The organism is Streptomyces sp. NBC_00287, assembly GCF_036173105.1.
Classification (GTDB): Bacteria; Actinomycetota; Actinomycetes; order Streptomycetales; family Streptomycetaceae; genus Streptomyces.
Window position 1 is genome coordinate 8,498,378 of sequence record NZ_CP108053.1, and the last position, 13,274, is coordinate 8,511,651.

The following is a 13,274-nucleotide window of genomic DNA, read 5'->3' on the forward strand; positions in this document are numbered from 1 at the left end:
TCAGGGGCCGTCAGAGTGCGGCGAGGCGCCGCTTGAGCAGGCAGAACTCGTTGCCTTCTGGATCGGCGAGGACGTGCCAGGACGCCTCCGCGGGCTGACCGATGTCGACGAGCTTGGCCCCGGCGGCGAGGATGCGCTCAAGTTCGGCGTCCTGATCGCGGTCGGTGGGGTTGACGTCGAAGTGCAGCCGGGCATGTTCGTTCTTCGGCTCGTCGTTGCGGATGAGGAAGATCGTCGGCTGCGGGCCGCCGAACCCTTCGCGCGGACCGATCTCGACGCAGCCCTCCGCTTCGCGATCGAGCACCACCCAGTCCAGCACCTCGCACCAGAACCGCGCCAACGCCTCGGGGTCGTGGCACTGGAGCACGATCTCACTGATACGGCATGCCATTGACGGAACCTACTTTCAGCGCGGGAGCAGGATCGCGACCGTACCGGGCGAGGCGAGCGGGATCGAATTGATTTCAGGCCCTGGCCGATGGTGTAGCGGGCTACACCATCTTTCTCGCGCTGCCGCTGTGGCCGATCGGCCTGGTCGTCGACGGTGTGTGGTGCGCGCTGCTGCGCCGTGAGGCGGTTGTGCTGCCATTGATCACTCGGCTCGCCGACCTTGAGGCCGACTGGTCCCAGTCCTTGCTCAAGCCCTCACCGAAGGCACAACTGGCGGCCCGCGTCGAGGAGTTGGCCGCCACTCGGGCGGGCCCGATCGCCGCCCACGGCGCCGAACTGCGCCGTATCGAACGCGACCTGCACGACGGCACACAGGCCCGCCTGGTGGCGCTGTCCATGCGGATCGGGTTGGCCCAGCGCGCCTACGACCAGGACCCCGAGGCCGCCCGCAAGCTGCTGGCCGACGCTCAGGACCAGGCCGAGGAGGCGCTGGCGGAGCTGCGGCAGGTGGTACGCGGCATCCACCCGCCGATCCTCACCGACCGCGGGCTGGTGGGAGCCGTACGGGCGCTGGCGGCGAGCAGCGGACTTGAGGTGAGCGTGCGCGTGGACGGGATGGACGAGGTGCGAGCCCCGGCGGCGGTCGAGGCGGCCGCCTACTTCGCCGTCGCCGAGACCCTCACCAACGCCGCCAAGCACAGTGGCAGCGAGCGGGCGGCGGTCGTCATCGAACGGCTGCGCACCGGGCTGCGGACCGTCGTCCGGGACTACGGCGCGGGCGGCGCCGACGAGAGCGTCGGCTCGGGTCTGATGGGCATCCGCCGCCGTGTCGCCGCGCTGGACGGGACGGTGACCGTGACCAGTCCCGTCGGGGGACCGACCGTGATCGAAGTGGAGCTGCCGTGCGTGTGGTGATCGCCGAGGACAACGCCCTGCTGCGGGAGGGCCTCGTCCTCCTGCTCACTTCGGCCGGGCACGAGGTCGCAGCCGTCGCAGGCACCGGCCCCGAGATCCTGCCCGCGCTCCTCGAACACCGCCCGGACGCTGCCGTGTTGGACGTACGGATGCCCCCGCACTTCCGTGACGAGGGCTTGCGTGCGGCACTTGAGGCCCGGAAGGAGATTCCCGGCCTGCCCGTCCTCGTCCTCTCGCAGTACGTGGAGGAGTCGTACGCCGCCGAGCTGCTGGGCGGCGGTGCGAGCGGGGTCGGCTATCTGCTCAAGGACCGGGTGGGCAGGGTGGACGAGTTCCTCGACGCCCTGGAACGGGTCGCCGGCGGCGGCACCGCCCTCGACCCCGAGGTCGTCGGCGAACTCCTCACCCGCCGCCGCGACTCACCCCTCGACTCCCTCACTCCACGCGAACGCGAGGTGTTGAAACTGATGGCCGAGGGCCACGACAACACCACCATCGCCCAGACCCTCGTCGTCACCGAGCGCGCCGTCAGCAAGCACATCGGCAACGTGTTTCGCAAACTCGGTCTCCCACCGAGCGACAGCGGCCATCGCCGGGTCCTGGCCGTGCTCGCCTATCTGAACAACCAGTAGGAGCGGCAGCCCGGCTTCTTCGTCGGCTGCTCAGGCGGGGACGGGCTCCAACTCGGCGTCGTCAAAGGGTGGATAGCTCTCGCTGCCCATGCGCTCGGCCGCGTCGATGTAGTCGGCGAGAGCGTCACGGGACTGAGCGAGTCTGGCCATCCGGTCGTCCAGTCGTCGCAGCCGTGACCGCATCGCCGCCAACAGCTCGGGACATCCGGGGAGTTCCGGGGCCTCACCGACCGCGCAGGGCAGCAGGTACGCGATGTCCTCCGACGATAAACCGGCGCCCAACAGGTGCCGGATCTGCTTCACCCGCAGCACGGCGCTCTCGTCGTACTCGCGGTAGCCGTTCGCGCCGCGGTCCGCCTCCAGCAGGCCCTGGGCCTCGTAGTAACGCAACTGATGGGCGTTGACGCCCGTACGACGACTCAGTTCGCCGATCCGCATCGAAAACCTCACTTGACCTTCAGACCGGTATCAACGTTGACGATGCTGCCATGAACAACAAATCCGAAACACCCGTGACTGTCATCGGACTTGGACTGATGGGTCAGGCGCTCGCCGGCGCCTTCTTGAACGCCGGGCATCCCACCACCGTGTGGAACCGTACGGCTTCCAAGGCCGACCCGTTGGTGGCCAAGGGGGCGCGGCTGGCGCCCACGGTGGGCGACGCGCTCAAGGCAGGTTCCCTGACGATCATCTGCGTCACCGACTACCCGGCCATGCACAAGCTGCTCGGCGACGCGAGCGATGTCGAGCTGGACGGCACGACGTTGATCAACCTGACCTCGGGCGACTCGGCCCAGGCCCGGGAGGCCGCCCGATGGGCCGACCAGCGGGGCGCCCGCTACCTGGACGGCGCCATCATGGCCGTCCCGCCGGCGATCGGGACCGCCGAGGCCGTGATCCTGCACAGCGGGCAGCAGTCGGACTTCGAGGCGCACAAGTCCACGCTCGACGCGCTCGGCACCGTCACCTACCTCGGTGCGGACCATGGGCTGGCGTCCCTCTACGACGTGGCAGGCCTCGCCATGATGTGGAGCATCCTCAACGCCTGGCTCCAGGGCACCGCCCTGCTCAGGACCGCCGGTGTCGACGCCGCCACGTATGCGCCGTTCGCGCGGCAGATCGCTGTCGGTGTGGCCGAGTGGCTGCCCGGCTACGCCCAGCAGATCGACAGCGGCTCCTTCCCGGCCGAGGTATCGGCCCTGGAGACCGACGCGCGGGCGATGACACACCTGATCGAGGAGAGCGAGGCGGCGGGCGTCAACGCCGAACTGCCCAGGCTGCTCAAGGCGATGGCCGACCGCTCGATCGCCGCTGGACACGGGGGAGAGCAGTATCCCGTGCTGATCGAAGAGTTCAGCAAGCCCAGCGACGCGTGACCGACGGCGGTCTGTTCGTGATCACATCCTCTCGGCCCCCGCCCTGATCGCCTCCCGGATGCGGAAGTACGTCCCGCACCGGCACACGTTGCGGATCCCGTCGAGGTCCGCGTCGGTGATCTCGCGGCCCTCCTCCGCGGCTCGGCGCACCAGCGCTACGGCGGCCATGATCTGGCCCGGTTGGCAGTAGCCGCACTGGGCCACGTCCTGGTCGAGCCACGCCTGTTGCATGGGGTGGAGGTCCGCGCCGACCGTGGCAGGGAGGCCCTCGATGGTGGTGACCTCGTCCGTCGGATCCAGGTCCCCCACCGGGATCGCGCACGGGTTCACGGCCTTGCCGTTGAGGTGACTGGTGCAGGCCTTGCAGACGTTGATGCCGCAGCCGTACTTGGGCCCTGTGACGCCCAGGATGTCGCGCAGGACCCACAACAGCCGTACGTCGTCGGCGACTTCGACGGTGACCTGCTCGCCGTTGAGGCGGAAAGTGTGCTCGGGCACGGGGCTCCTCGGAAGTCAGCGGTCAGCAGTCAGCGTTCACCGGGCGTGGTCAAGGCCGTCGGTGGGGGAGGGCGGGATCGGCGGGACGGTCGGTTTGGGAGTGAAGGACAGGGTGCCGTGGTTGATCGGGAAGCGGGTGGGCATCGTGCCGGTGGCACGGCCGTACGCGCAGGCGACCGCGGCCATGGAGGCCGCCACGCCCAACTCGCCTGCCCCGCCGGGCTCCCCGGTGGTCGTCGGCATGACGATGATCTCCAGCTCGGGCGGCGTGTTCCACTGCCGGGTGTAGAAGTAGTTGTCCCAACTGGCTTCCAGGAAGTGGCCGTCACGCAGGTGCAGGCTGGACGTCAGGGCCAGCGCGATGCCGTCCATGACGCAGCCCATCATCTGCGCTTCCAGACCACGCGGGTTGACGGCGAGACCGACGTCCACGGCGAACACGGCTTTGGTGACACGAGGCCCGGCAACCCCGTCCCGGATGGGACGGTCGACGGTCTCCGGGCGGCAGTCGAGCTCTACCAGTGCGGCGCTGACGGAGTGGTACTCGGAGTGGAAGGCGATGCCCTGCGCCGTCCCGCCCGGCATGGTCCGGCCCCAGTTCCCGACCTCGGCGACCTTCTCCAGAACGGCCCGGGCGCGGTCGTCGCGCAGGAAATCGCGCCGGAACCGGAACGGGTCCTTGCCCATCTTCGCCGCGAGCTGATCGACGATGAGCTCGCGGGCGCAGGTGGCGTCGGGGGAGTAGACGTTGCGCATGCTGCCCGTGTTGAAGCTCTTGTTCGTCTCGTTCAGCAGCCGGGTGCCGGCGCCGAAGTCGTAAGGCATCGACTGGGAGAGCTGGAAGAACGTCTCGGAGAATCCGATGTCGCCCACAGGCAGCCTCGCCGCCAGCGCGGTGAAGACCTCGCCGAGCCCATGGCCGAAGTCGGTGGAGACACCGGTGTGCCGCTGCTGGTAACTGAGCACGGTGCCGCCGAGGTAGGCGACTCGCACCCGCGAGGTGGCCATGGGGTGGGTGCGCCCCTGGCGGCAGTCGTCGGCGCGATGCCACATGAGCTTGACCGGTTTGTGGAGCTTCTGGGAGATCTCCGCGGCTTCCAGCGCGGCGTCGAAGAAGAGCTTGCGCCCGAAGGAGCCGCCGCCCTGGGTGACATGCACCTTGACCGCGTGGGGCGGTAGCCCGAGCTTGGCGGCGATCGTCTGCTGGGCGACGATCGGTGACTTCAGGGACGCCCAGATCTCCGCACGGTCGGAACGCACGTCGGCTATCGCGCAGTTGGGCTCCAGCGCGCTGTTGCCACGGAAGTGGAAAGTGAACTTCCCTTCCACGCTCGGCGTCAACGGCGGTAGGCCCAGCGGCAGTTCGGCGCGTCTCAGGTCCTCCAGCACCGACTCATCGGACTGCCCCTCCGCGGTACCGGCCCGCCACGCCACACGCAGGGCACGCACGGCGTCGATGCACTGACCGAAGGTCTCCGCCCGTACGGCCACCCCGGTGGAGATCGCGACGGCATCGGTGACGCCGGGCATCGCGCGGACCTCATCGAGGTTGGAGACAGACCCGACCCTGCCGTTGATGGTCGGGGGACGGCACACCATGGTCGGCTTGGCGTCCGGGACATCGAGGTCCATCGTGAACTGCTTGCGCCCGGTCACCGCGGCGAGCGCGTCGATACGGCCGCGCGGGGTGCCGATGACGGTGAACTCCTCGCGCGGCTTGAGCTCCACGGACACCCGCTCGGTCCGTACGCTCGCGGCCTTCTCGGCGAGTTCACCGATCCCGATACTCCGGCCCACGAGATCGGTGACGACCCCGGCCTTGAGGGTCAGATCGGTGACCACCGCGCCGAGTTCGAGCGCCGCGGCCTGAAGCAGCCGGCCCCGGGCGACCGCGGCGGCGACCCGGATCGGCACGTAGGTCGAGACGGTCGTGTTCGAGGCGCCGGTGAGCTGGTTGAACAGCAACTCGGGGCGGGCATCGGCCAGCGTGACCCGCACCCGGTCCAGCGGTACGTCCATCTCCTCGGCGATCAGCATGGCCGTGGACGTGGTGATGCCCTGCCCGACCTCGGCCCGCGGCAAGGCGAATGAGACGGTTCCGTCCGGGTGGACCTCGACCGTGATGAGGTTCGCGGTCGGTAGTGCTGCCGCGGTCAACACGTCGTTGAGGTCGAGCAGTTCCGTGATGTCGGGCGAGGGGACGGCGGCTTCGGCCTCCGGTACGGGACCACCGAGCTCGGCGGCGGCGACGAGGGTCGGCGCCGCGAGCACGTATCCGAGGAACCGCCGCCGCCCGACGGCCTGGGCGTCTGATCCCTGGGGAGTCGTTCGGTCGCTGCGCAATGTGGTCACCAGCCAACTCGGTGCTCTGGTCACGGACTCGGGAAGATCAGGGGCGAACATAGGGGGTGCTTCCCGGGACGTCCAGACCGCCGCAGCGAGCCGCCCAACGGAGAGTGCGAGGATCAGCAGGCGCGTCGGGAACCGCCAAGGCGCCAGTCACACTCTGTGTGTGCGGGGATGCCCCGTCGAACCGCGTAAGCATGGGGGTTGTGGTGAGCCAGTTGCTCTATGGCGAGCGGTCGTGGAACCCGCTGGCGCGTACCGTCGAGCTGACCGAGTACGGGCTGCGCAGGGGCGGCAGGACCACGCCGCTCAGCGAGCTGAACCTCGGTGCCATGGCCGACGCGTTCCTGCGCGGGTACTGGCTCGGAGGCGGCGGCGCGGAACGTCCGCTCGGGCGGCTGACGGACGGGCCCGGGGCCGTCCCGGTGACCCGCGCCACCGGCACCACCAAGCCCGTGAAGGTGCGACAGGTCGCCGAATTCGCCCGCACCCTGGGGGAGTTGGCGGTCCGGCACTGCGGCGGGCCGGAGCAGGTGACCGCGCTGGCGGCGAGGGCCCACGCCGAGGGCGTACCGCTGTGGATCGCGCGCCGGTTCGCGCCGGGACCGGTCGGGCCGATCGCCGTCGCCGTGGACCGGAGCCTGGTGCGGGTGGACGTATGGGGGCCGCACGCTCCCGTCGTACGGATTCGGGCGCCGTACGGCTTCCAGGGCGAGGCCGGCACCGATCCGTCCCAGGGGCTGCACCTGACCATCGGCAACGATCCGGCGCAGCTCCTCATCAAGCGGAAGGTGCGCAAGTCCAAGAGCCGCGTGGAGGTTCGACTGCGCGGACAGCACTGGGAGTTGCGGCGCGAGAACGCGAAGAGTTCGTGGCTGCTGCGCAACGAAGCGCGGGTCGCCCTGCTCACCCGCCCCCGAGGCCGACCGGAACCCGAGCCCGGCACGATCCTGCTGCCCCTGACCCCCATACACCACGAGAGCCCCGACCCCCTGGACGCGGTCATGGCACACCTCTTCGCGGTCGCCTTCGGATTCGGCGACACGACGGGCGCTGCGCGATTTCGCCGAGAGCGCCGCCGCCGGCACGGCATCGAGCCGATTGCCCTGGACGAGTGGTGGGACCGGGCCTGGTACAGCAACCTCGGGCAGGGGCGGGACGACAACGAACCCGGTGGCTCCGACGGCTGGGGCGCGGACGGCGGCGACGGCGGGGACTCCGGTGGGAGCGACGGCGGAGGCGGGGGCGGGGACGGCGGTGGTGGTGGGGGCGGCGACTAGGCCGCTTTCGCCGCCGGCCCGCCACCTTCACGGTGACCCGACCCACGGATCGCGAGTGCTCGGAGAGCCTCTGTAGGACAATGAAAGAAGTGTCCCGGCGCTGAAGGCGGTGGGAAGCATGGTGTTGCCCTTGGTCGTGGGAGTCGACGGCTCGGAGCCCAGCCTCCATGCCGTCGATTGGGCCGTGGACGCGGCGGTGCGTCACGGACTGCCGCTGCGGATCGTCCACGCCTCGCTGTGGGAGCGGTACGAGGGGGCGGCCCTGGAAGACACCCCGGGTGCCGTCTCGGACGTAGTGACCGAGCACGATCTCGCCGAGAGTGTCGTGGGGCTCGCCGACCAGCGTGCCCGGCAGCGCGCGTCGACGCTGGAGATCAGCACCGGCGTACTGCCGGAGGATCCCGTGTCGGCGCTGCTGCGCGAGGCGCGCCTCGCCAGTGGCGTCGTGACCGGGGTACGGGGCAGGGGCCCGATCAGGGACCTCCTGCTGGGCTCGGTCGGCCTCTCGCTCGCGGCCCGGGCCCCCTGCCCGGTCGCCGTCGTACGCGGCAGGGCGGAGAACCGGCAGACGGCCAACGGTCGCGTCGTCCTGGGCGTCGGCGAAGCCACGGCCGCCGCCGCGGTCCGGTACGCCTTCCGGGAGGCCGCGGTGCGTGGGTGCGAGATCGAGGCCGTACGGGCCTGGCGGCGCCCGGCACACCGGACGGCACCGCATCCGCTGCTGACCGGGGAGCCCGCCCACGCCGAGGAGGAGCATGCCGCGGAGCTGCTCGACAAGGCGTTGGACAGCGTTGCCGAGGAGTACTCCGACGTGATCGTGCACCGCGCGCTGGTCGAGGGCTCCACACGCCATGCGCTGGTGGCCCGGTCGTCGGCGGCCGACCTCCTGGTCATCGGGGCCCATCGGCGCCATGGCCACCTCGGACTGCAGCTCGGCCTGGTGGGACACACGGTGCTGCACCATGCCGCGTGTCCGGTGGCGGTGGTTCCGTGCGGGCCTCCTGGCATGATCACGACGTGACGAGTGAGCTTGTGCAGCCCAGCCCCAGGAAGTACGTCCTCTTCGATGTCGACGGTACGTTGATCGACGCCGTGGCCAATCAACGGCGGGTCTGGGAGACGTGGGCGGGGCGATACCGGCTGGACGCGGACGAGGTGTACCGGGTGGCGCTGCGGACGCGGCCGATGGAGACCTTCGCGCAGGTAGCTCCGGACCAGGATCCGGTGGAGTGCCTGGCCGCGCTGCACGAACTGGAGGACGACGACGTCCGGTCCGGCGTCTACGCGGCCTTCGACGGTGCGTCGGAGCTGCTGGCCACCCTTCCGACCGCGTCCTGGGCGCTGGTGACCTCGAACTACGAGCACCGGGTACGTGGGCGTTTTGCCCGGACGGGCCTGCCCCTCCCGCGCGTCATCGTCGACGCCGCCACTGTGGAGGAGGGCAAGCCGTCTCCCGTGCCCTACCTGCTGGCCGCCGAGCAGCTCGGTGCCGAACCCGAGGACTGCTTGGTCATCGAGGACGCGCCGTCCGGCATCGAGGCAGGGCTGCGGGCCGGTATGACGGTGTGGGGGGTCAACACCGCCGCTGCGGTGGCCGGTGTGCACCGTCACTTCGGAAGCCTGCGTGAAGCGGTCCCTGGCATCCTCGCTTTCGCCCGGGCGTGAGGCGGGCCGGTGATCAGGCGTCGTCGGCCCAGCGGGCGTAACTGCGTTGGTCGGGCAGGGCGATGAGCGACAGGTCCATTCCGTCGCGCTGCTTGCCGGGCTGCAGCAGCGGCTCGATCACATACCGGGTGGGCCAGCCCGGCCGGCGTTCGATCGCCAGGAGCCGGCCGACGCTGTCAGGGTCGAAGTCGCCGGTGGTGAACGGCGCGAACTCCATGACAAGGTCGCCGGGTTGGGGGTGGTCCATGCGGTCACGGAGCTGGGCCACCACCGGGGCCGGGCTGCCGAGATGGGTGGCTGCCCATAACGCGCGGCCCACCTGGGCGATGTGTTCCACCAGCTGCTGCGTGGTGGGCCTGTTCGGCGGCGTCGTGCTCACGCCCCTCCTCCTGTACGGGTTTATCCCGACGACGCGGACAGCCGGGCTGGGCAGACCGGCTGGTGGGGGAGGGCGGCGGGTCGCTCGCAGCCTATACAGCCCGTGCGCGGTTGTGTGCGGGGTGTCCACGTGATGTGATCTTCCCGCAACTCTGGGCGCGGCCGGTGGCCCGGCGGCCGGGTGTGACATCTGCACCGGCCGGTGCGCTGTAGTGGATGGGTGCACCCGAGGCCTTCGGCATGCTTCTGTACGCTGGGCACACATCGGCGTGAGTGTGTTCAAAGCGCATGATTTTCGGCCGCGTTGAGCCATGCTGTTCTCGGGGGAAAAGTGAGTGTGCACGTGCTCGTGGCGGATCGGTACCGGCTCGACGAACCGTTGGGCCGCGGTGCGATGGGCGAGGTATGGCGTGCCGCCGACGAGGTCCTCGGTCGGCCGGTCGCGGTGAAGCTTCTGCACACGGACGGACTGGAGCAGGTCTCGGCCACCGATGCCGAGCGCTTCCGCTTGGAGGCCCAGACCGCCGCCCGCCTCAACCACCCCCACGTGGTGGGTGTTTACGACTTCGGCTCTCAAGACGGCCGGCTCTACCTCGTCATGGAACTCGTCGACGGCTGGACCCTGGCCCAGGAGAAATCCCTGCGCGGCACCCTGCCCCCGCAAGAGGCGGCGGGGATGGTGGCGCAGATGGCGGCCGGCCTGGGCGCCGCCCACCGCCAGGGCGTGATCCACCGGGACATCAAGCCCGCCAACGTGATGCTGGCCGCCGACCGTTCGGTGAAGATCACCGACTTCGGGATCGCCCGCTTCGCCGACGAGGCCGCCGGCACGCTCACCGCCACCGGCCAGATCGTCGGCTCCGCCGCCTATCTGGCCCCCGAGCGGGCCCTGGGCCGCCCCGCCCAACCCGCATCGGACGTGTACTCCCTCGGCTGCGTACTGTACGAACTGCTCACCGGCCGACCGCCGTTCACCGGGGCGACCTCTCTGGCCGTGGTCCATCAGCACGTCGACGCCACCCCGGTTCCGCCCACCCGGCTGCGCCCGGAAGTACCCGGCCCGCTCGCCGACTACGCCATACGTCTGCTGGCCAAGGACCCCACCCAGCGCCCCACCGCCGACGAGGCCGCCGCCTGGCTGTCCAGCCTGCCGGTACCGCCCGGCCCGCAGCAGCAAGCGTCGTCCCCGGCTGGGCCGCCGCCGGCTGCGCCGCTACCCCGGACGGAAGGTCTCGCGGCGGTACGTCGGTCACGTGCCGCCCGGCGGTCCGGCCCGTCTCCGAGGGCCCTGCTCGCTGTCGGTGGGGTCATCGTGTTCGCGGTCTCGGCGGCCGTTGGCGCGGCGCTCACATCGGACGACGGCGACGGCGCCGCACCGAATCCCGTGAACACGCCCCCGGCCGCCACCTCCTCGCCGGAGGTGGAGAGTCCCACGACCGCGCCGCCGACGTCGGCGTCCTCCGGACCAGTGATCGACGACGACTACGACCAGGAAGAGCGCAAGGAGGAACGGGAGGAACAGAAGCGGCAGGAAGAGGAACAGAGGGAAGCCGCTGAGGAAGCGCGCGAGGACGAAGACGACTGATGTCGAGTGGCAGCGACGTGGGAGAGCGGCACGGCGTGCCGTACGACACAGGCGGTCTCGCTGCCGCCGTGGCGGACGCGCGTCGCGGGAGCGAGGATGCCTTCAGGACCCTCTATCGCGCCCTGTATTCCCCGCTGTTGGGCTACCTGACCGCCCGGCTGGGACGTGACGAAGCGACAGCGGCGGCTACGGCCGTGTGGCAAGAGATCGCCCAAGGCGTGTTCTCCTTTCATGGCGACGGCACCGACTTCCGCGTCTGGGTCATGTCCCTCGCCCGACGTCAGGTCGAGGACCATCCGCAGCAGGTCCGCCCGGCCGGGACCGACACCGATGACCTCCGGCGCGCCCTGACGGCGCTGCCGTCCGATCTATCGGAGGCCCTGCTGCTGCGCGAAGTCGTCCGGCTCGACGACGCGGCAGCCGCCCGCGTGCTCGGCACCACCGCCGTGTCCGCGCGGGCCGCGGCAGACCGCGCAGCATGGCTGGTCGCCGACTGCCTCGCCTCCCGGCCGGAGCCCGGCGGGCCACGTACGGAGCTGGCCTGCGCCTGGTGCTGAGGCGGCAGGTGGGCGCACGGCACGATGTGGCGCATTACTCCGGGTAACGTCCCCTGGCCTGTTCTTCACCCGCCGGAGAAGGTGTGGCACGGCCCGCTGCGGATACTCGTAGCAGGTTGGGACGAGAGCGAGCATGGAGGTGCGTCGTGAATCAGCCGATGCGCCGAGGCGGCGGTCCTCCGGAGCAGCGTCGCCGCCCGCCCTGGGGGCTGGGGGAGTGGAATCCGTTCACTGAGTTCGAGAACCTGTGGCGGGACATGACGCACGCCTTCGAAGGCGGGGCGGCCCCGGTATGGGGGAGCGGGTGGGTGCCCGCGGTCGAGGAGGACGAGACCGACGACGCCTACGTCGTCCGGGCGGAACTGCCCGGCATACCGCGCGAGAACATCTCCGTGGACGTAGACGATCACGAACTGCAGATCTCCGGCGAACTGACCGAGGAGCAGCAGGGCCGGGTGCTCTCGCGGCGGGCCGGACGGTTCTTCTACCGCACGAGTCTGCCCAGCGGGGTGGACGCGGAGAAGGTCGAGGCCGAGCTCACCGACGGCATCCTGACGGTCCGGCTGCCGAAGTCCGGCGCGCCCAAGCGGCGCAGGATCTCCATCGGAGGCAAGGGGTAACGCGAGACCCTGGAGAAGGACGGAGCGAAGACTCATGGTGACTGGAGGCGATCCGGCCGAGGCCGTCCTCGTCGGGATCGACGACACGTCGTACTCGTGGCTCGCCGCGGACTGGGCGGCCGAGGAAGCGGAGCTGCGCGGCTGCGCGTTGAAGGTCGTCCACGCGGTCGGCCGGGGTGTGGATGGGGAGGGCCCGACGGAGCGAGTGCTGGAGGCCGCCGCCGGTGTGCTGGACGATGCCCGGGCCAGGCTCGGTGACGCCCGTCCCGGGGTGCCGATCGAGACCGAGCTCGTCCGGGACGATCCCGCGGAGGCACTGCTGAACGCGTCCGGGGGTGCCGGCATGGTGGTCGTCGGCACGCGTGGGCGCGGTGGTTTCGCCGGACTGCTGCTGGGCTCGGTGAGCCGGAAAGTCGCCGCCCATGCCGACCGGCCGGTCGTGGTGGTGCGCGGGGACACGGGGAAGGCCGACGGCATCGTGGTCGGCGTACGCGATTACCGGGACGAGGAAGCCGTACGATTCGCGCTCGCCGAGGCGGAGCTGCGCGCTGGGGGTCCCCCCTCTGGGGGAGTGCGTCTGGTCCATGCCTGGACGCCACTCGTCCATGCCGGCCTCGCGGTACCGCAGGTCACCAATCTGGACGAGGAGCGGCAGGCCCACGCGCAGTTGCTGAACCATGCCGCACGCCCTGTCGCCGAGTATCCGAAGGTGCAAGTGGACACCGAGCTGATCGCCGACTCGCCCGCCGCCGCCCTGGTGGACGCATCGACCCGGGCCGGCCTCGTGGTGCTGCCACGTCACCCCGCCGAGGGCCGGCTCGGTCTGCATCTGGGCAGCGTGGTCCACGCCGTACTGCACCACGCGAGCTGCCCCGTGGCCGTCGTGCCCGTGGGCCGGTGAACGGCGTCCGGCGGGGCCGTGCCCGTCGACGTGGGCGTGGGTCGGCGCACCCGCCCACTCGGCTCGGCTCGTGGTGCAGGACTTCCATACACCCTCAACGTCAAACAGTCGATGAAGTGCTGCGTGGAGTC

At 70.5% G+C, this 13,274-nt stretch carries 14 protein-coding genes and 1 pseudogene; 10 read left to right on the forward strand and 5 right to left on the reverse strand.

Annotation, left to right across the window (positions count from 1 at the left end; translation table 11 throughout):
* Positions 1–10: 10 nt before the first annotated feature.
* Positions 11–391, reverse strand: coding sequence for a VOC family protein (locus OHT76_RS38640; protein ID WP_328875530.1), 381 nt, complete (start codon positions 389–391; stop codon positions 11–13).
* A gap of 113 nt (positions 392–504) precedes the next feature.
* Here OHT76_RS38640 and OHT76_RS38645 point away from each other — a divergent pair.
* Positions 505–1,305, forward strand: a pseudogene (locus OHT76_RS38645) (sensor histidine kinase); the annotation flags it as partial.
* Positions 1,293–1,937 carry a response regulator transcription factor gene (locus tag OHT76_RS38650; protein WP_328875531.1) on the forward strand — a complete coding sequence of 215 codons (645 nt, stop codon included), beginning with the start codon at positions 1,293–1,295 and terminating at the stop codon, positions 1,935–1,937. The pseudogene OHT76_RS38645 and the gene OHT76_RS38650, both read left to right, overlap by 13 nt.
* A 30-nt stretch (positions 1,938–1,967) precedes the next feature.
* On the opposite strand, the gene OHT76_RS38655 is transcribed toward OHT76_RS38650, so the two are convergent.
* Complete coding sequence (locus OHT76_RS38655) at positions 1,968–2,375, reverse strand: MerR family transcriptional regulator (RefSeq protein WP_328875532.1); 408 nt, start codon at positions 2,373–2,375, stop codon at positions 1,968–1,970.
* 50 nt (positions 2,376–2,425) lie between these two features.
* Between OHT76_RS38655 and OHT76_RS38660 the strand changes: the two genes are divergently transcribed.
* Positions 2,426–3,313: an NAD(P)-dependent oxidoreductase gene (locus tag OHT76_RS38660; RefSeq protein WP_328875533.1), complete on the forward strand. Its 888-nt coding sequence runs from the start codon at positions 2,426–2,428 to the stop codon at positions 3,311–3,313.
* Between the two features lie 21 nt (positions 3,314–3,334).
* Here OHT76_RS38660 and OHT76_RS38665 read toward each other — a convergent pair whose 3' ends face one another.
* Both OHT76_RS38665 and OHT76_RS38670 read right to left on the reverse strand, forming a co-directional pair.
* On the reverse strand, positions 3,335–3,811 hold the full coding sequence (locus tag OHT76_RS38665; RefSeq protein WP_328875534.1) for a (2Fe-2S)-binding protein: 477 nt from the start codon (positions 3,809–3,811) through the stop codon (positions 3,335–3,337).
* A 36-nt stretch (positions 3,812–3,847) separates the two neighbouring features.
* Positions 3,848–6,154, reverse strand: a complete 2,307-nt coding sequence (locus OHT76_RS38670; RefSeq protein WP_328876727.1) for a molybdopterin cofactor-binding domain-containing protein — start codon at positions 6,152–6,154, stop codon at positions 3,848–3,850.
* A gap of 212 nt (positions 6,155–6,366) precedes the next feature.
* Between OHT76_RS38670 and OHT76_RS38675 the strand changes: the two genes are divergently transcribed.
* The 3 genes from OHT76_RS38675 to OHT76_RS38685 all read left to right on the forward strand — a co-directional run bounded on the left by OHT76_RS38675 (position 6,367) and on the right by OHT76_RS38685 (position 9,102).
* Positions 6,367–7,437, forward strand: coding sequence for a hypothetical protein (locus OHT76_RS38675; protein WP_328875535.1), 1,071 nt, complete (start codon positions 6,367–6,369; stop codon positions 7,435–7,437).
* A 118-nt stretch (positions 7,438–7,555) separates the two neighbouring features.
* Entirely contained in the window at positions 7,556–8,458 is a 903-nt protein-coding gene (locus OHT76_RS38680) for a universal stress protein (protein WP_328875536.1), read from the forward strand.
* Positions 8,455–9,102 carry an HAD-IA family hydrolase gene (locus tag OHT76_RS38685; RefSeq protein ID WP_328875537.1) on the forward strand — a complete coding sequence of 216 codons (648 nt, stop codon included), beginning with the start codon at positions 8,455–8,457 and terminating at the stop codon, positions 9,100–9,102. The genes OHT76_RS38680 and OHT76_RS38685 overlap by 4 nt, the downstream gene beginning before the upstream one ends.
* Positions 9,103–9,115: 13 nt before the next feature.
* Here OHT76_RS38685 and OHT76_RS38690 read toward each other — a convergent pair whose 3' ends face one another.
* Complete coding sequence (locus OHT76_RS38690; RefSeq protein ID WP_328875538.1) at positions 9,116–9,481, reverse strand: hypothetical protein; 366 nt, start codon at positions 9,479–9,481, stop codon at positions 9,116–9,118.
* A gap of 330 nt (positions 9,482–9,811) precedes the next feature.
* Here OHT76_RS38690 and OHT76_RS38695 point away from each other — a divergent pair, with 330 nt between their 5' ends.
* The 4 genes from OHT76_RS38695 to OHT76_RS38710 all read left to right on the forward strand — a co-directional run bounded on the left by OHT76_RS38695 (position 9,812) and on the right by OHT76_RS38710 (position 13,143).
* A complete protein-coding gene (locus OHT76_RS38695; protein WP_328875539.1) occupies positions 9,812–11,065 on the forward strand; it encodes a serine/threonine-protein kinase in 1,254 nt (417 codons plus the stop codon).
* Positions 11,065–11,622, forward strand: coding sequence for an RNA polymerase sigma factor (locus OHT76_RS38700; RefSeq protein WP_328875540.1), 558 nt, complete (start codon positions 11,065–11,067; stop codon positions 11,620–11,622). Before OHT76_RS38695 ends, OHT76_RS38700 begins: the two co-directional genes overlap by 1 nt.
* Positions 11,623–11,768: 146 nt before the next feature.
* Positions 11,769–12,242: an Hsp20/alpha crystallin family protein gene (locus OHT76_RS38705; protein WP_328875541.1), complete on the forward strand. Its 474-nt coding sequence runs from the start codon at positions 11,769–11,771 to the stop codon at positions 12,240–12,242.
* Between the two features lie 34 nt (positions 12,243–12,276).
* Entirely contained in the window at positions 12,277–13,143 is an 867-nt protein-coding gene (locus OHT76_RS38710) for a universal stress protein (protein WP_328875542.1), read from the forward strand.
* The last annotated feature ends 131 nt before the right edge of the window (positions 13,144–13,274 follow it).

Coding starts and splice junctions, on each gene's coding strand:
- OHT76_RS38640 (WP_328875530.1), bottom strand. CDS start 391: ATGGCATGCCGTATCAGTGAGATCGTGCTCCAGTGCCACGACCCCGAG.
- OHT76_RS38655 (WP_328875532.1), bottom strand. CDS start 2,375: ATGCGGATCGGCGAACTGAGTCGTCGTACGGGCGTCAACGCCCATCAG.
- OHT76_RS38660 (WP_328875533.1), top strand. CDS start 2,426: ATGAACAACAAATCCGAAACACCCGTGACTGTCATCGGACTTGGACTG.
- OHT76_RS38680 (WP_328875536.1), top strand. CDS start 7,556: ATGGTGTTGCCCTTGGTCGTGGGAGTCGACGGCTCGGAGCCCAGCCTC.
- OHT76_RS38700 (WP_328875540.1), top strand. CDS start 11,065: ATGTCGAGTGGCAGCGACGTGGGAGAGCGGCACGGCGTGCCGTACGAC.
- OHT76_RS38710 (WP_328875542.1), top strand. CDS start 12,277: ATGGTGACTGGAGGCGATCCGGCCGAGGCCGTCCTCGTCGGGATCGAC.